This window comes from Nostoc sp. (assembly GCF_036917455.1).
In the GTDB taxonomy this organism is placed as follows: Bacteria; Cyanobacteriota; Cyanobacteriia; order Cyanobacteriales; family Nostocaceae; genus Nostoc.
Window position 1 is genome coordinate 1 of the sequence record NZ_JBALDK010000036.1, and the last position, 18,097, is coordinate 18,097.

General features: G+C 42.3%; 17 protein-coding genes. 7 read left to right on the forward strand and 10 right to left on the reverse strand.

Annotation, left to right across the window (positions count from 1 at the left end; all coding sequences use genetic code 11):
• Positions 1–282: 282 nt before the first annotated feature.
• From urtA to V7K42_RS03815, 5 genes are all read right to left on the reverse strand, one after another.
• The gene (urtA, locus tag V7K42_RS03795; protein ID WP_334913686.1) at positions 283–1,599 is read right to left on the reverse strand and encodes an urea ABC transporter substrate-binding protein; all 1,317 of its coding nucleotides are present in this window, start codon (positions 1,597–1,599) and stop codon (positions 283–285) included.
• A gap of 193 nt (positions 1,600–1,792) precedes the next feature.
• The gene (locus V7K42_RS03800; RefSeq protein WP_334913688.1) at positions 1,793–2,938 is read right to left on the reverse strand and encodes an NAD(P)/FAD-dependent oxidoreductase; all 1,146 of its coding nucleotides are present in this window, start codon (positions 2,936–2,938) and stop codon (positions 1,793–1,795) included.
• Between the two features lie 603 nt (positions 2,939–3,541).
• Positions 3,542–3,742 carry a tetratricopeptide repeat protein gene (locus V7K42_RS03805; protein ID WP_334913690.1) on the reverse strand — a complete coding sequence of 67 codons (201 nt, stop codon included), beginning with the start codon at positions 3,740–3,742 and terminating at the stop codon, positions 3,542–3,544.
• Between the two features lie 54 nt (positions 3,743–3,796).
• Positions 3,797–7,207 carry a tetratricopeptide repeat protein gene (locus V7K42_RS03810; RefSeq protein WP_334913692.1) on the reverse strand — a complete coding sequence of 1,137 codons (3,411 nt, stop codon included), beginning with the start codon at positions 7,205–7,207 and terminating at the stop codon, positions 3,797–3,799.
• Entirely contained in the window at positions 7,208–7,534 is a 327-nt protein-coding gene (locus tag V7K42_RS03815) for a hypothetical protein (protein ID WP_334913734.1), read from the reverse strand.
• Between the two features lie 186 nt (positions 7,535–7,720).
• Between V7K42_RS03815 and V7K42_RS03820 the strand changes: the two genes are divergently transcribed.
• Positions 7,721–8,305, forward strand: coding sequence for an Npun_F5749 family FMN-dependent PPOX-type flavoprotein (locus V7K42_RS03820; RefSeq protein ID WP_334913694.1), 585 nt, complete (start codon positions 7,721–7,723; stop codon positions 8,303–8,305).
• Between the two features lie 81 nt (positions 8,306–8,386).
• Here V7K42_RS03820 and cysE read toward each other — a convergent pair whose 3' ends face one another.
• The 3 genes from cysE to V7K42_RS03835 all read right to left on the reverse strand — a co-directional run bounded on the left by cysE (position 8,387) and on the right by V7K42_RS03835 (position 11,896).
• Positions 8,387–9,151: a serine O-acetyltransferase gene (gene cysE / locus V7K42_RS03825; protein ID WP_334913696.1), complete on the reverse strand. Its 765-nt coding sequence runs from the start codon at positions 9,149–9,151 to the stop codon at positions 8,387–8,389.
• Between the two features lie 152 nt (positions 9,152–9,303).
• Complete coding sequence (locus V7K42_RS03830) at positions 9,304–9,795, reverse strand: hypothetical protein (protein WP_334913698.1); 492 nt, start codon at positions 9,793–9,795, stop codon at positions 9,304–9,306.
• A gap of 433 nt (positions 9,796–10,228) precedes the next feature.
• Positions 10,229–11,896 (reverse strand): DUF3352 domain-containing protein, encoded by a 1,668-nt coding sequence (locus V7K42_RS03835; RefSeq protein WP_334913700.1) that lies wholly within the window; start codon positions 11,894–11,896, stop codon positions 10,229–10,231.
• 158 nt (positions 11,897–12,054) lie between these two features.
• On the opposite strand from V7K42_RS03835, the gene V7K42_RS03840 reads away from it, so the two are divergent.
• The 3 genes from V7K42_RS03840 to hrcA all read left to right on the forward strand — a co-directional run bounded on the left by V7K42_RS03840 (position 12,055) and on the right by hrcA (position 13,974).
• Positions 12,055–12,387 (forward strand): rhodanese-like domain-containing protein, encoded by a 333-nt coding sequence (locus tag V7K42_RS03840; protein WP_094331388.1) that lies wholly within the window; start codon positions 12,055–12,057, stop codon positions 12,385–12,387.
• 64 nt (positions 12,388–12,451) lie between these two features.
• A complete protein-coding gene (locus V7K42_RS03845; protein WP_262985163.1) occupies positions 12,452–12,583 on the forward strand; it encodes a hypothetical protein in 132 nt (43 codons plus the stop codon).
• Positions 12,584–12,822: 239 nt separating this feature from the next.
• The gene (gene hrcA, locus V7K42_RS03850) at positions 12,823–13,974 is read left to right on the forward strand and encodes a heat-inducible transcriptional repressor HrcA (protein WP_334913702.1); all 1,152 of its coding nucleotides are present in this window, start codon (positions 12,823–12,825) and stop codon (positions 13,972–13,974) included.
• Positions 13,975–14,165: 191 nt separating this feature from the next.
• Here the strand turns inward: hrcA and V7K42_RS03855 are convergent, their stop codons facing one another.
• A complete protein-coding gene (locus V7K42_RS03855) occupies positions 14,166–14,444 on the reverse strand; it encodes a LapA family protein (protein ID WP_334913704.1) in 279 nt (92 codons plus the stop codon).
• 112 nt (positions 14,445–14,556) lie between these two features.
• A complete protein-coding gene (locus V7K42_RS03860; RefSeq protein ID WP_334913706.1) occupies positions 14,557–15,972 on the reverse strand; it encodes a phosphoglucomutase/phosphomannomutase family protein in 1,416 nt (471 codons plus the stop codon).
• A 148-nt stretch (positions 15,973–16,120) separates the two neighbouring features.
• On the opposite strand from V7K42_RS03860, the gene V7K42_RS03865 reads away from it, so the two are divergent.
• From V7K42_RS03865 to V7K42_RS03875, 3 genes are all read left to right on the forward strand, one after another.
• A complete protein-coding gene (locus V7K42_RS03865; protein ID WP_334913707.1) occupies positions 16,121–16,975 on the forward strand; it encodes a PD-(D/E)XK nuclease family protein in 855 nt (284 codons plus the stop codon).
• A 253-nt stretch (positions 16,976–17,228) separates the two neighbouring features.
• Entirely contained in the window at positions 17,229–17,528 is a 300-nt protein-coding gene (locus V7K42_RS03870; RefSeq protein ID WP_334913709.1) for a hypothetical protein, read from the forward strand.
• Between the two features lie 51 nt (positions 17,529–17,579).
• Positions 17,580–18,029, forward strand: a complete 450-nt coding sequence (locus V7K42_RS03875) for an SUKH-3 domain-containing protein (RefSeq protein WP_334913711.1) — start codon at positions 17,580–17,582, stop codon at positions 18,027–18,029.
• The last annotated feature ends 68 nt before the right edge of the window (positions 18,030–18,097 follow it).

The window sequence follows — 18,097 nt, forward strand, 5'->3', positions numbered from 1 at the left end:
TCAAGTCATAGGTGATTTTTTTCCTTCATCCTCCTCCCCATAACTGCTGACTTTTGTCAAATTTTGTATTAAGAAAGATGTTTATAATGGATAGCCCTTATAAAGGGGAGGGAACTAGATTATTTTCCGGTTTCCTCCCTTGACAAGGGGGGATTAAGGGGGGTAATCATTCTATTAAAATCACAGCAAACCACTTTTAAAACATCCTCTAAATGGTGCGTTGCACTTCGCTATAACGCACCATACAAAGTTAAGATTTATTAATTAGTAATTACTAATTATTTAAACTTTCTTGTACTTACCACCCTTGGCTGGGTCAGACCAATCACAAGCAAATCCTTTAGTCTCTTTTACAAATTGATTCCAAGGAACTGGCTCAACTGGTGCAGGAGTAGCATACACAATATCAAATAAACCATCTTGCCTAACTTGACCAATCCGCACAATTTTTGATATGTGATGATTGGCATCCATTGTCACTTTACCTTCAGGCGCATCTATAGTTTGACCATAAGCCGCAGCACTGACTTTAGCTATGTCTGTAGTCCCAGCTTTTTCTACTGCTTGCTTCCATAAATAAACGGCGATGTATGCTGCTTCCATTGGGTCATTTGTTACCCGGTTTTCACCATACTCTTTCTTGAAAGCTGCAACAAACTTCTTATTAGCAGGTGTGTCTACTGTTTGGAAATAGTTCCAAGCAGCATAATGACCTTTGAGATACTCTACACCAATTGCTTTGACTTCTTCTTCAGCAATACTTACAGACATAGAGGGATATTTATCTGGTGTCAATCCAGCCCCTTTTAATTGTTTGAAGAAAGCAACATTGCTATCACCATTTAGGGTGTTATAAATCACGCCACCATTGGGCAAATTTTGCTTAATTTTAGTAATAATTGGTGTAACTTCTGTATTCCCTAGAGGTAAATAATCTTCACCAACTGTTTTACCGCCTAAAGCTTCTAATTGAGCTTTAATAATTGTGTTAGCAGTGCGGGGAAAAACATAGTCAGAGCCAACTAAAAAGAATTCTTTACCTTTATTTTTCAACAACCAATCAACAGATGGCTCAATTTGTTGATTTGGTGCAGCACCAGTGTAGAAAATATTTTTAGAACACTCTTGTCCTTCATATTGCACAGGATACCAGAGCATGTGATTTTTGCTCTCGAATACTGGCTTAACATTCTTGCGGCTAGCAGAAGTCCAGCAACCAAAGACTACAGCAACTTTATCTTGATCGATTAGCTTAGTCGCTTTTTCTCTAAAAGTATCCCAGTTAGAAGCACCATCTTCGGTAACTGCTTCAATTTGTTTACCTAAAATACCACCAGCAGCGTTAATTTCCTTTATTGCTAATTTTTCAGCATCGACAACGCTTTTTTCACTAATAGCCATCGTACCACTCAGAGAGTGCAAAATACCTACTTTGATGGTGTTCCCAGAAGTAGCCGCAGCAGGAGTTGCAGCAGGAGACGCGACTGGACTCTCTGTAACAGTTGGGGAATTATTCGCGCAAGCTTTGATAAAAAAGCTGCTTCCAAAAGTTAGAGAACCGTAGATTAAAAACTTGCGTCTGTTAAATTGTCTTCTCATATCTTGATGAATTTTCCTCTTGATGAATCAACTAACTTCATAGAAAGTTGACAATATCAAACTTTAAAATGTGATGATAGTGCGATAGTTTACTAGTAAAAAGTTACTGTTTATACAAAATGTCTGATTTTTGTAACAAAAAAATAACTTTGCAATGTTAATCTTTGTTAAGCCTGGTCTTCTGAAATCATTGTCAACTGTGAAGAGATAGCTGGAGAATAATTTCATCTTTCTTCCCAGAAGCAAAGTTAGCAAAGCGCTTTGCTAAAGGTGGTATAATCACCAAAGGAGTGCTAAATCCCCAAAATAGATGAATGCTGTCAAATCCTGGGATAGTACCAATCAACGGCTGGCGATCGCTACTAAATGCCACCAAGCAATGATGCCAAGTTCCTGGTAAATTTCCCAAAGCTGGTAAAACTTGACTAACACTTTTTCGCAACCACTTTTCACTATCTTCTGAGTTTACCTTGGCATGAGGATCTGCGATCGCACGGCTAATTTGACCAATGCGGATACTACCATCTTGAAACTGAATTGCACCCGCATCTAAAATCGGTGGTACTAACTCATTACCTACTTCATCCCACAATTCATCAACTTGAGTAGATTCAGCTTCTAGTTGAAAACGTTCCTGATTCGCTGGCATAACTAAGGTGCGTAACTGCACATCTACAGGTGGGGTTTCAATGATTTCTGCGTGGGTAAAATACAGCTTGACGGGAATACCAGCAGATTTTAGTAGTTGACGGCTGAGTCCACCTGCACAGATGACAACGTTCGCACTGTGGAAAGTTGCAGTTGTGGTTTTTACACCATCTTGCAGCACTTGCAAAACTTCGGTAATCTGCATTTCACCGCCAGTCCGCAGAAAAGCTTGGATGTAAGCTAGTGCTGTTTTTTCTGGGTGAATATGACCGTGTTTAACAGTTAAAGCCCCAGATATTGCTTCTGGATTTAGCTGTGGTTCCAACTCACAAGCTTCTTGGATACTTAGTAAACGAGGCGGAATGGCAGAATCATTATATGATGCAGCCGTTGCTTCTGGGTCATTAGCGGCTGAAATAGTAAGTAATAAATCTAATTCCCGAAACTGGATATCAGCGTCTAACTCTTGAGATAGGATATGGTAACGCGCGATCGCATCTTCGCACAATTGCTGAGTTAGTGGCGTATTCCCCGACCAATAAGCAAGCCCACCATAACTATAGCGAGTTGCATTCTGTGGTGTTTGGTATTGCTCTAATAAAAGTACAGCAAAACCTGTTTTGACTAATTCATAAGCGAGTGCAGCACCCGCAATTCCACCGCCAACCACAATCCAGTCATAGGTTTTCATATATGAATTACGAATTACTAAAGAGTCTACCGCTTGCTGTAGATCCTGATTCTCTCACCTAAATAGCTGTCAAAGTTCATCAAGGAATCTCTAAGAGGATGAATGAACAAGTCCTCTCGTTGGTAGCAAAACATTTCAGATCCCCCTAAATCCCCCTTAAAAAGGGGGACTTTGATTCTTCCCCCTTTTTAAGGGGGGCTAGGGGGGATCTCTAAGCGCCTAAAATCACAGCCAAATACTTGTTCATTCAACCTCTAAGGTTCATTAACGAAGTTCAAAGGTTCACGAACGAAGCTCAAAGGTTCATTAACGAAGTTCAAAGGTTCACGAACGAAGCTCAAAGGTTCATTAACAAAGCTCTGAGGTTCACGAACGAAGCTCAAAGGTTCATTAACGAAGCTCAAAGGTTCATTAACGAAGCTCAAAGGTTCATTAACAAAGCTCTAAGGTTTACGAATGAAGTTCAAACACTCGTCGGCGAGTATCAAAGACTCATTACAGCAGTTTTAATTCACTTAAATTACACTTTTGCATTCTTCTGTGCGACTCTGCGTGAAACAAAAATCTTTCAGTAATTACGAATTACGAATTACGAATTACGAATTACAAATTACCCATTACCCTATCAAGACTTGCACTCACACTTTCGGTATCCGGTGACTTCAATCGCTGCAAAATCTCTAAAGCTGGTTGCAAATAGGATATTGCTTTAGTGTATTCACCCTGTTGTTCTGCCAAATCTCCTAAACACCACAGAGTCATTGCTTGAGTTCGGACATTACTAATGCGTTCTGTTATTTCCAAAGACTGATTGTAGAGTGCGATCGCTTGGCATAGATCCTGATTCTCTGTCCTGAATTACGAATTACGAATTACCCTATCAATACTTGCACTCACACTTTCAGCATCCGGTGACTTCAATCGCTGTAAAATCTTTAAAGCGGGTTGCAAATAGGATATCGCTTTAGTGTATTCACCCTGCTGTTCTGCCAAATGTCCTAACCACGACAGAGTCATTGCTTTACCTTTGACATAATTAATGCGTTCATTTAGTTCCAAAGATTGATTGAAAAGTGCGATCGCTTGGTTTACTTGCCATTTGTTGGCGTAGAGAATTCCCAGACAGTGCAACGTCGCCGCTTTACCTTGGATATTTCCAATGCGTTCGTTTAGTTCCAAAGACTGATTGTAGAATATGATCGCTTGATCTACTTGCCCTTTGTTGGCGTAGAGAATTCCCAATTGGTGCAACGTTACTGCTTTACCTTGGACATCTCCAATGCGTTCGTTTAGTTCCAAAGACTGATTGTAAAATATGATCGCTTGATCTACTTGCCTTTTGTTTAAATAGAGAGTTCCTAGTGAGTGCAACGTCGCCGCTTTGCCTTGGACATTACCAATACGCTCTGTTATTTCCAAAGACTGATTGTAGAGTGCGAACGCTTGATCTGTTTGCCCTTTGTTGGCGTAGATATTTGCTAGGTTATGTAAAATTCGCGCTGTCCAGTCGGTATTACCAACATGTTCAAACACTTTCAAAGATTGATTGTATAGAGTGAGCGCTTCATCTACTTCCCCTTTGTCGGCGTAGATACTTCCCAATTGGTGCAACGTCGCCGCTTTAGTCTGGACATCCCCAATGCGTTCTGTTATTTCCAAAGACTGATTGTATAGAGTGAGCGCTTCATCTACTTCCCCTTTGGTAGCTTTTAGTATCCCTAAATAGTGATAGATTAATGCTAATTCTTGCTCGTCTTCTTTTGGACAAAGCTTTAAAGCTTGTTGATAATAATTCAGTGCTTGTTCAACCTCACCAAGTTGGTGTTCACAATAAGCCATTTCTTTGATAACACGATAGTCTTCAGCAATTTCTATAGTTGATTTGCATAGATGTACCGCTTCCCTAAACCGACTTTGATGCCATAAGATATTTGCTAAATGACTGGCAATGTTCGCCGCAATTCCTTCATCCTTCCCCAACAAAGCCAAGCGATGAATTTCTAACCTTTGTGCTTCCGTAGAACTTCCCGCCTCTTCCCACCACAGACGATACAAAATTTGTGCAGCTTGTTTATACAACTCTTCACCCTTGGGGTTTTCTGGAAACTCTAGCAACGGTGACAAAATCCGGGGAACACGATACAACCTCTCTGTGTTGTTGGTGAGGGTAACTTCCAACAAACCCAACATTTCAGCGCGTTGAATATGACTTTCCCAACTTGAGATATCCTCACAAATCGGGGAAATCGCAGCTTGAGGAACAGGTAACTCATACACCAACAACTTCCCCAGCATTTGACGCAAAGCTGGAGTTTGCTGCTTCAGCAATTCCTCAGCCAAAATATCCTCACGAAATTGCTTTTCCTTATCTGCCATCTTTTGCAGAATCATCTCAACTCCCCTCTCCGCTTCCGGCGACTGGGGGGAATTTTGCAAAATCTTATCTAACCATTCCAACAGCCGAGGATTTCCATCTGCTGCTTGTTTGGCACGTTCCGGCAAATCTGGCTGAAATTGCCAACTGCCATTAAACGAATCCAGACGCTTATACTTTTTAATTAAATCTGCCCCACCCAAAGCCCCCAGAGGTTCGCGGTACAGACGATGATTCAGTTCCGACAATGTGAAATCGTAGCGACAGGTAATAATTACCTTGTGGGGAAGTTGGGAATTTTGCACCGCCTTCAGCAACGCCAGCAGTACATCTACAACTTGTGGTTGCAAGACATAAACCCCATTTCGTAAATCCAAATTAGCCTCAAAGTCATCCAGCACAAAGGCAAAGCACTGTTCTTTGGTATTCAGTCCTTCAGTGAAAAACTTGGTGAGGCGCTGCATCAAGGGTAATTTGCCATTGAGAATTTCATGCCCCCGTTCCGAGGTACATTGTTCAGCAAGGCTTTTGAGCAGTTTGTCCTCATCCAGTTGCCGAAAGTTCACCAGCCTGTGATAGCCAACCATCCTTTCCAGAAGTCGCGCCGTCACAGTACTCTTACCCACACCCCCCAGTCCGTGAATTAGTACCCCTAATGAAGTGTGAATAGCTTTGAGACAACGTTGCAAAGTCCGCCGTCTGCCAACAAACTCAGAGGGTTTCGCTACCCGCACCTGTTGGGTATCGGGATCTAAAAACTGTTCGTAAGCAGGTTCCGGCGCTGAGGGTGGTAAATCTCGCAATACTTCCACCAACGCACCGGGACATTCTCCCTGGATATATAACCGCAACAAATGCCAGTCACGCACATTCTGTTTAAACAACTGCTGGTAAGTGCTAGCGAGTGCTTCAGCTAATTGATATCCGCCTGCCAATTTCCCGTAGAGGTGGGCGGCCGCGGCTGTCGCTGTCCGATCTTCCACGGGCCGCCCCCAACTTAAAACCGCCCTCGCCCCTTGGGCAATTAGCGCCTCAGCCATCGAAGGGACAGCCCCTTTATCTGGTGCTTGTCCAGTCCGACACCCAGACAAAAACACCAATTTGGGAAAGCGAAACCGGAAGACTTCAGCCAGTTCTGCGGCTGTGGTTTCGTGACGTTCCCCAATTTCCGTCTCAGTAATAAAGTAAGGCGTATTCGCCTCTAAACCTTCCCCCCTCCTCGCTTGCGGGGAGGGGTTGGGGGTGGGGTTCTTTTCCACTTCAGCAGGAGTAATTGACGCGTGTCCTGTGAGGTGAAACACATCAAAGTCATTAAAATAGCGACTCCACACCTTACCCAACTCGCTAACGCAACCGCTTTCTTCCACCCGCAAATCTAAATTAAAATCTCGCGTATCAGCCAGAATCTTCGCTTCTTCCTGTTCAAACTCTAACTTTGGTTCCACATCTTCCGGGTCGGTTGCCATAAACAATACTCGCAATTGTCGTGCTTCCACAGCAAACCCTGCCCTTTCTTTCTCAATCCAGCGCAGAGGTAACACCACTGGATTAACCCGCTTTACCAAAAAATCCTCACCATCATGCAGCACTTCCCAAGGTAAATGTGCCAGTTGTTTATCAGTATCAATGGCAATTACCAACGCCTCACCGCGACAGTTAGCAATTCCCCGACTCAACCACCGTCCATCCCCATCCAACCAAAAAAATAACTGCTTCCCGATTGCTGGTAAATTGGGCAGCAGTTTATAGTAATCTCGTTCGCCTTGCTTGAGGAAATCAGCGATTTCTGCTAATTTCAGGCGACGTGATTCATAGTGCTTTTGTTGAGGTAGCCAATACCTGAGTTCAACTGTTTCCTGCGTACTTTCCCGAAGTTGAATGCGGATAGTTTGCACTTATTTGCTGATAGATTTGAGGATTTCCGTGATTTCCTCTATAGTAGCTTCTTCGAGTAAAATCCTGTTTCCAGTATCAGGGTCAAGAATTACCACATCAAATTGCTTCCCTGGATGAGATTTATGCCATTCTTGATACCATTTGCGAATTTGTTCAGCTAAAGCCACAGCACCACCCACGATGCCAATAATAGTAGCAACAGCCGCCAAAGTTCCCTCTCTTTGCGTCGGAACTTCATAGCTTCCCGATATTCCAGGAATTTCTAGCAAAGCCTCGGCTGCTGCTGGTGCGCCTTCACCCTCAATACCAACTTGAATTCCTGCCATAAAGTCACCTGCGAATTTATACAACATACTGTATATTCTGCGTCGAATTGGAAATAAACTTTACCCACAGACGATTACAAAATTATTTACTTTATGTTGCACCAATTGTCTAAAATAAGACAAACAAACCCAGATTTCATCAAATTTTCTTAATTTTGAATTTTGAATTTTGAATTTTGAATTATTATGTCTCTTGCTCCTTGGCGAGGTGCGATCGCTCATGCACTCCATCGCAACCGCAGCCTTGTTTATGCCCGTTACCTGCAACTAGCAACGGTGCAGCCGAACGGTCGCCCCGCTAATCGTACCCTAGTCTTTCGCGGCTTCCTAGAAGATACAAACCAGCTAAGATTTATCACCGATATCCGTAGCGCTAAAGCTGACCAGATACAGCAACAACCTTGGGCAGAAATTTGCTGGTATTTCCCCAATACACGAGAACAATTCCGCATCACTGGCGATTTGACCCTAGTCAGCAGTGATGATTCTCACCAGAATTTACACCCAGCCCGAACCGCAATCTGGCAAGAATTGAGTGATGCTGCGCGTTTACAATTTGCTTGGCCCCATCCTGGTAAACCCAGAGTTCAAACCCCAGAAGCTTTTGCACCACCAGCACCCGACCCGGTGCAGCCAGTACCTAATTTTTGCCTACTGCTACTCGACCCAGTGCAGGTAGACCACTTAGAATTACGCGGCGAACCACAAAATAGAAGGTTTTATCGCCACGATGAAAATCAGGAATGGTCTTGTGAAGAGATTAATCCTTAATTTTGTTATTAGGAGTTATAAGTTACGAGGTGCAAAGATAATTTTTATTCTTCACACCTAACTTTTAACTCCTAACTTGATTTAAATACCCGCACCATCTAAAAACTGCTGTATTGCCTTATCTTTAAGGCTGCACACAGGAGCATCTTGTAAGACATCAGCTTGGTTAGAAGCTACACAACCCGCCAAGACAAGAGTTTTTTCAGAAGACTTGCTGCGTTGAAGAGTTTGTATTTGTTCTTCTAACGCCTCAATCCGGTCTACTAAAGCACGAATCACTTCAGCTTCCGAATCTGGTAAATTACTGTGTTCCAGAGGTGCAACCCTGACTCCAGAACGATATATAATCCGCCCAGGTACGCCGACTACAGTGCAGTCTGAAGGAACATCCCTTAGAACAACAGACCCAGCGCCAATACGGACATTATCGCCAACTTGGATATTTCCCAGCACCTTCGCTCCTGCTCCAACCACGACATTTTCGCCCACAGTTGGATGGCGCTTGCCACATTCTTTACCAGTACCCCCAAGGGTGACACCTTGATAGATTAGCGTATAGTCTCCTACGATCGCAGTTTCACCAATTACTACACCCATACCGTGGTCAATAAATACACCATGCCCAATTGCTGCACCAGGGTGGATTTCAATTCCAGTCAAAAACCGAGCCACGTGAGAAATTAGGCGGGGAATAAAGGGAAGACCAACAGTATACAGCCAGTGAGCCAGCCTATGGAATAGCAGGGCTTGCAAACCAGGGTAACAAAATAAAACTTCCAACCAGTTACGGGCAGCTGGGTCACGTTCAAATATGATACGAAAGTCAGCACGCAGTATAGATAGCACGAGATAGCACCCTCGGAAAGCACAACAAGCTACTCTCCCATATTATCCTCTCAGGCGTTACACCGAAAAATGGGGAATGGGGAATTGGGCATTAGTTTATTAATCACTTAACTCCTAACTCTTGTACAGACGCGATTAATCGCGTCTCTACTTCACTGCTGCTCCACTGTCAGAGTGTAATCGCGCTTGACCCCAGGATTAAATGTACCTACCCAAATCCGATAAGTGCCACTTTTCCAGTTGCGATCGCTAACGCTAGCATCTTTATTTTTGCCAGTATCATCACCGCAACGAATCGTAGTTTGATCTGGGCCTTGGATCGTTAAAGTGGTGTCGCTTCCCCCGCTATTTACTTGTATTGTCAGCTGGGAAAAGTCTTTTTCCAAAACCATAATGTGATCTGGATTGGGATCGGCAAAGCCTATACATGCTTTTTGATCGCGATCGCGGTTACTGATGGCAGACAATGAATAAGAACCACCTGTAAACCCATGTACTATTCCTTGGGCAGGATTAAAGTTTGCTGATAAGTTGAAAGTACCAAAATTCGCTGTCTCTGCGATTACAGGAGTCGCTGTGATGGCGGTAAGTATAGCCAACAACCAGCCACCTGTAAACTGAAGTCGGGGGCGACAGTATTTCATAGTAGCCCTCCAACAGGCTGTTAAATTAGTAATGATATATACATATTCTAATGAAAAAATTCCAGTGGAATTTCAGTTGGTTGTGCCACATTAAAATGTGCCACAATAAAGGATTATTAAAACAAGCAGCTAATTGCTAGGCTCTCTCTTGATATAAACAGCAGCTACAATTCCCAAACTAATGATTTATACCAATTTTGGATTTTAGATTTTGGATAATGAAATTCCAAAGCTAGACTACAAGGCTATTAAAGAAATTTCAAATAACACTATTTATCGCAACTTGATAGACAATTTTAGGTTAGCAGCCAGTAATTATCCAGAAATTATAAATAGTTAACACTATAGTAATTCTACATAAATATCATAATTTAAAAAAGTGCAGAAAGTTAAATAATTTTTAACTTTCTGCACTTGAGCTTTTATGAAAATCTCAAGAATTATTAAATTGGAAGAAAACGCCACCTTTAAGCGATCGCGTGTCAGTTACATAACTACTAACTGTGAGCGATCGCAAGTTATCAAAAAACGGTTTCCCTAAAACTTCCGCTAGTTTTAGAATCGGTACTTGACGCTCTAACAAATTCTGGCTTTTTGTCCAGTCAAGATATATGTAGCCTTGGTTGGGTAAGGGAATAGCAGCGATACTATCTTTGAAATTTGGATTATCAATTAAGGAATTATCCTTATTTGTAAGAATTTCATCCATAGTTTCTAAGTCAGAGGTGAAAATTTCATAATTTCCTAAAGCTGTATGCAATCCCCGCACTTTTGTTTCAATAGTGAAAGATGCTCCCTCTTTAACATCACTTTTTTTAGTCGCCGTAGTTAACTCTGTCCAAGCCGAGATTTTTTGCTTGTCTTGCTTGTCTATAGTCAGGGTATTAATACTCAGTCCATTGGATGATGCGATCGCATCTAATCGAGCAACACCTTGTTTTACACCCTCAGATTTTTCTACTACAAAAATCCAATGAGGGTTTGTTTGCTCTTTCTCAGGTAACAATGCTACGGCATATTCTCCTTGTACCCAGCTAAAAATATCCTCTGGTAAGTTTATTCCCCAGCGTTTTTGAACATCCACCAAAGGTTTTACTAACCGAGAAACAACATCTTCCCCAGAACCATAGATAGTGGCTGTTGCTTGGCTCCAAAGTTTGGCTAAATCACTCTCACCCAAATTACTCAAATTTGAGCCGGAAATTGCCAAACCTGCGGATGCTGGAACATACTGCAATGCTCCCACAGGTTTAAATAGTGGCGAAGATGGAGAAGGAATTTCCGATGAAGTCAAAAAGGTGGTTTCTGCTAGCAATCCTTTGGGATTCAACGCCAGAGAAATAATTTGGCTGTTATAAAGTTGTTCTGGTAGTTCTAAGCCTTGCCATTTTGCCACAACGGGAAGATTCAAGAACGCTACAGCTAAACCCCCTTTGGGTAGTTCTTTAGTAGCTTTTTGGTATTCGGGCGAACTAGTCAAATTCAGATCGGGTGCTTGGACGTTATTGATCGCATCTCGCAGCACTTTCGGATCGTTGGCAAATAACACAAAGCCTTCACCAACAACTGCACCTGCAAGCAAATCCTCTTTTGGTTGATTATCAGAAATCAGTTTCACGCCTTTGTATTGTTCAACAGCTAAGGTTGCGCCAGCTAACGCCCGTTTGGAAAACAACAACTCGACAAACTCGCGGCTTTTCTCTGGTTGCTTGGTTGCTAGTGCTAACAAATACCCTGGCTGCTGTCCGTTTTCTGAGTCCCGATCGATATCTAAGGTGGCGATCGCTAATGTAATTTCGTTCCCTAACCAGGGTTGCACGTCTTGTTTATAATCTATACCACTCTTGGCGAATAAACTGGTTTTGAGTTTAGATAGTTCCTCTTCACGATCCAACGCCTGCAACCGTTCGGGATTAGTCAGCAATGAAACCATTGCAGGAGATAGTTTCGACACGAATATTGCCGCACCAGGCTGGGAGGTAGAAGCAATCAGGTTAGCCGGACTTTTGGCGAAAAACCAGTAAAAGCCAGCGATCGCAATTACTAGCAAGGCGATCGCACCTGCGACGATAAAACCAATAAATGAGCGTTGCCTATTCACATTAAACCTTTAAAAAAGACGGTTTACAGCCATTTAAGCAGAAAGCCTAGCAGAATTTATCAGCCTTCTTGAGAATGGATACTCATGCCAAGGCAGAGATTTTCTGTCACCATAAAATAAGATTAGGACTGTTTATAGGGAATTCTTTTAGTCAACCCATGAACCAGATTAGTGTAGAAGAACTGGCAAAACGTCTTTCCTCTGGTGATGGAAGTATACAGCTAGTGGATGTCCGAGAACCAGAAGAATTGGCGATCGCTAGCATTGAGGGCTTTGTCAACCTACCTTTGAGTAAATTTGCCGAATGGGGAGATGAAGTACCTACCCTCTTCAATCCCCAAGCTGAAACTCTTGTATTATGCCACCACGGTATTCGCTCTGCCCAGATGTGCCAGTGGTTAATTGCTCAAGGTTTTACAAATGTGCAAAATATTTCTGGCGGTATTGACGCTTACTCCATCTTAGTAGACCATTCAATTCCCCAGTATTAGCTTGTGTTTAGGTGCATTACTCAGATGGAATGAAAATTAACTCTTCCATCTGGCTTTTGTGATTGTGAAAACATCACTATATCAAGTTAGCAAGTTTCTCAACTTGCTACATACTTACGGAACTTTTCCACCCAAATCTTCGCTGCGATCGCCGCAAAAATACGTATCCCATAATACTTTTATCAGTGTAGAATAATGCAAAAATAAGCTGATAAAGGATGTTATAAATCCAAACTTTCAGCTTTGGCTGCAAAAGCCTAAATTTTATTTAGAGTGCAATTTTAAAAATTGTTGTACGGGAACCTTAAAATTAATTATCACAATATAATTCTATAATTTGTTATCTTAATTAATTATTAATATTCTTTTTTTTCGATCAAATCCAGAAATTTTTCCAGACTTTGATTAAAATTTGCCTCTAGCAAAACATACCCTATGGAAGTCCAGTTAACAAATCGACAACAGCATATACTTTGGGCAACGGTACGTCACTACATTGCTACAGCAGAGCCTGTTGGTTCAAAGGCTTTGGTCGAAGAGTACGACTTGGGTGTAAGTTCAGCCACCATTCGCAATGTAATGGGCGTTTTAGAAAAGTCTGGATTACTCTACCAACCACACGCTTCTGCTGGACGAGTACCATCAGACTCAGGCTATCGCATTTATGTTGACCAGCTAATTACACCTTCTCTGCGTTCGCGCAGCGGGTCGCAGACAGATGCTACGCGTAGCTTGCTTCCACGAAGTAGTACGGAAGCTTTAGGGCGAGAAGTAGAAGTAGCACTGCACAAGCATCTTCAGTGGGAAGATCGGAGTTTAGAAACCCTACTACAAGGAGCCGCGCAAATTTTAGCAACCTTGAGTGGTTGCATTAGCTTGATCGCCATGCCACAAACTACAACAGCGCTATTGCGACATCTGCAATTAGTGCAAATTGAAGCTGGGCGGATTATGTTAATTGTTGTTACCGAAGGTTATGAGACGCATTCCAAATTGATGGATTTGTCGCCAATATCAGAAGAAACACAACGGGATTCAGAGGTAATTGATCGCGAGTTGCAGATTGTTTCTAACTTTTTGAATACCCATTTACGGGGGCAAAGTCTGTTGGAATTAGCTAACCTCAACTGGAGTGAACTAGATCAAGAATTCCAACGCTACGGAGAATTTTTGAAAAATTCAGTTGCGGAATTGACTCGTCGCACTCTTGCGCCGACTGCAACCCAAATTATGGTTCGGGGTGTATCAGAAGTTTTGCGCCAGCCGGAATTTTCCCAGTTACAGCAGGTACAAACAATTATCCACCTGCTGGAAGAAGAACAAGACCAACTATGGCGATTAATATTTGAGGAACCAGAACCGGAGGATGCTGGTAAATCAAGGGTAACGGTTCGGATTGGCGCAGAAAATCCCTTAGAACCGATCCGCACCTGCACCTTAATTTCTTCTACCTATCGCCGAGGTTCAATACCAGTCGGAAGTGTGGGAGTTTTAGGGCCAACGCGCCTAGATTATGAAAGTGCGATCGCAGTTGTGGCATCTGCTGCTGATTACCTCTCAGAAGCCTTCAGCTATTTCAATCCTTAAGGTAATGTTTAGGGATAACCTGCTGATACCAATTCTCTGTGAAGCTGCACATTATTTTTACCCCTCCCAACCTCCCCTTGTTAAGGGGAGGTTGGGAGGCGGTGGGGTTCTTTCTATGCGTCTTCATATAGAAATGGTATTAGCAGATGAAGAGTATTGAACTGGTGTACTTTTGTATGTTTTTTCAAACCTCAAAAATCTTCATCATCAACAAAAAATTCGGCATCTTCTTCTAATCGAGAATTACCCTGGCCAATACCAGCAAGTCCCCAGAGAGGTTGCAGCAGTGCCATGCCAATTAACCCGACAACGGCACTAAAAGCCAGAATTAAACCCATTGGTATTTGAATCGATTGGAATGTTAAGAATTTTAACGATACGGGTGTGGCATTTTGGACTGAAATAATTGCGATCGCAATTACCCAAACCGCTACAACTAGAGATGTAAAAAAAGGAGCGAGAGTTTTCATATTTTTATTGAAGTGGGGAGTGAGAAGTTAGGAGTTATTAATTTAGAACTCATAACTGTTAATAGGAGTTAAAAGTTAAGAATTTTAATTTACAACTCTTAACTCCTTTTTCTTATGCTTCTAATTGAGCAATGACACTCTTTAACTCTCGGGCAATTTTGGTGAGTTTTTCGGGAGTGTTGGTTTCGAGATAGACGCGCACCAGTGGTTCTGTACCGGAAGGACGCAGTAAAACCCAGCTACCTTCTTCCAAATACAGCTTAATACCATCTTTACGTCCCACTTCCTTGACTTGAATTCCTGCTACCTCTGTAGGAGGATTTTTAGTAAAGGAGTCGATGACTGCGGTTTTGTGCGCCCCTGTGAGGTGCAAGTCTAGGCGGTTGTTGTAAAGTGGGCCATCGGCTTCTGCGATCGCTTCTGCCACCATTTGACTTAGTGGTTTGCCTTCATAAGCGATCGCTTCTGCCACTAACATATCGGCTAAAATCCCGTCTTTTTCGGGAATATGCCCGATAATACTCAAACCACCTGATTCTTCACCACCAATTAATACAGCAGTTTCGCGCATTTTTTCGCCGATGTATTTAAAACCAACTGGTGTTTCATAAATTTGCAGCCCATTTTTAGCAGCGAAATTATCCAGCAGGTGAGTTGTAGCGACAGTACGAACGATCGCGCCAGTTTTGCCTTTATTTTTGATTAAATGACGTGCTAAAACTAGCAACACAGTATTAGGAGTAAGGACAGTTCCTTGTTCATCGACGATACCAAAGCGATCGCTATCTCCATCTGTGGCCAAACCCAAATCAGCGCGATCGCGAACCACTGCTTCCACTAACTCAACTAATTGTTCTCCTTTGGGTTCTGGCATTCCACCCCCAAATAAAACATCCCTCCAATTGTGAAAACTTTCTAGCTGAACGCCACTATGTTGTAAAACTTCATCTAAATAGCCGCGAGAGGTAGAATGTAGCGCATCATACTTTACCTTTAAATTAGCGCTTTTGATTCTTTCTATATCAAGTAGAGTATAGATAAATTGCAGGTAATCAGGTTTGGGATCGAAAATTGAAATGGAACCTGATGATTTGCTCCCAGGCAACTCATCCGATGCACTTTCTAAATTTGCCACAATAGTATCAGTAATATCTGGAGTGGCAGGCCCAGCATAATCGGGTATATATTTAATTCCACAGTAGTGTGCTGGATTATGGCTAGCAGTAAACATCAACGCTCCTGCGGAATTTAGGTGACGGGCGTTGTAGGCAATTACTGGTGTGGGGCAATCCCGATCGGTAATTTTCACAGTCCAACCCAAGTCTGCCAGGACTTGGGCCGCCGTTTGGGCAAACTGGTCAGCTAAAAAGCGAGTATCGTAGGCAATAAGTACTGGTCTATCTTTTTTGTAAGCTGTTTCCAAGTAAGTGGCGATCGCTCTTATTACTTTTCGTACATTAGGAAAAGTAAAGTCATCGGCAATAATCCCTCGCCATCCATCGGTGCCAAATTCTATCTTGCTGGACATTTTTGCCACTTGCTCCCGCGGACATAATCAGTACTATAAAAGCTTCCTGCAAAGCGTGTGTAGCAGCAATTATCACTCGAAGTTATTTTCTAAGAAAGCCTTAGCTTAAACTTCTCCCCACCGGATCTTCTCTCACTGTTTCTGAGCAATGTCAACCCCCGATCGACCTTTTGCCAGTTATCACCTTTGGTCTCTAGTTGCCCCAGCGACTGGGCAAGAACGCTGGCATTGCCAGATGAGACGGGGGTTTATCAAAGCACGGCAACACGAACCAAAAGTTAAAGCGCTGTTATCGCAAGCTACTGCACCCCAGAGGATTGGCATACTCGCCCAAAAAGGCGTTTATGAGTTTCATCATCACAGGCATCTGTTAAAGCAAGCAGATGGTGTAGAAAGAGTTGCACAGCTACTTAAATTAGCCAACTCAAGCGATCAAGTCCAGCAACGCGTGCTGCAAATTTTGAAAAAGTATCACGATGCGCCGTTGCTTTTAGATAAACATATTATCCAATTAACTCCGGGTGATGAAGGTTTTCCAAAACCGATAGTAGTTGAACAAGAAGATTATTGCTTTCGCTTATATGCAGCTATGGACTGCGTTTTTATTGAGTCTGATAGCACTTTACATATTTTAGATTTTAAAACTGGTAAGTCAGCTTTTGATAAACGACAGGCATTAGTTTATTTGGTAGCTGCTCGTTATCTTTACCCCGGAAGAGAAGCTGTGGCATCATTTTATAACTTAGAAATATGTAAAAAGTCTGAGTTAATTAGCATCAACAATAGTGAATTAGAATCCTTAAAATTTGAATTAGCTAATATTGCCCACAAGCATCAGCACGATTTGCAAAAGTATCACCAAAAAACTAGTAATTTCAGTAAAATTTTCCCCCCAAATCCTGGTTCTCACTGCCGCTTTTGCCCATTTAACTCAATCTGTGAATTTGCTGATTTTAAGCAGCATCAATCATATCCATTGCCCAGTTTAAAAGTTAATAGCTAATAGGGAAAGGGAGAGAGAATTTACAATGTTCGCTTTTCGTAGACATCACATTCCAAGTAAACACCTGAAAATATTGCCTGAAAAGTATTTATAACCAGGAATTTTAAGGTATCTGACTCGCGTCTTTATCTTCGTGAAATCTTCAATAAACATCTGCTAAATCCTCGTATTTTTACTGAACTCGTTCTCAACTACTGTCAGACAACCTGTAAGCTGCATCTAGGTTGTCTGGGGCTGTGAGGAGTTAAAACTGATGCGATTAATGATAAAGAAATCTCTTTATAAATCAGTTGGAATTTGGACTTTTCTTTTACTTTTTATCCTTAGAGGAGTTTTTCCTGAACCTGCCTGTGCATTGCTGTCGTCTCTAGACGCTTGTGCTGTTAAACCTGAATGTGCTGAGTTTAAGGCAGTCAATGATGCGCTGTTAGATGGAGCCAACATAAAGGATTTAGAAGTCCATACGGTTAGGACTAGATCGGGTGAAGCATATCCCCGGTGTAGAAATTGTCGAAAAACTATTGATAGTCCAAATGTGACAAGCGACCCCTAGCCCGTTGATTAATCAAGGACAATCTTGACATAGGAAAAGGAACAATTACTTATGGCAGTATTTTCAATAGAAACAAGAGCATTGCTACAACAGGCAGGATGGAGCGAAGACCGTTGTGTGAATACAAGCGAGTACGAAAAAAGCTTGCAGTCAGAAGGGTATCCTATTCATACAGTTGTAGTAGATTTTCTAAGGCAGTTTGGGGGCTTGCGAATCGTACACCCACATCATCGCCTGAAAGAAGAAAAGGACGAATTTTACATTAATCCAACGGTTACTGCCTCACATATCTATCCTGAAAGGGTTGAAGATTACAGTGAGCGGGTAAGTGCTCCGCTTTGCATAATCGGCGAGGCTTTCAGCTATCATATGACTTTAGTGATGGCTCAAGATGGTAAAGTATACGCAGGCTACGACGACACATTGATTCATGTTGGGGACTCTGGAATTGATGCCATTGAAGCCCTTTGCACCGGAAGAGATATGCCAGAAGTACCTTAATAGTGGTTAAGCAGAGAGGGTTAAGGTGCGTTAGCCTACGGCGTAACACACCCTACGTTTTCAGGCTT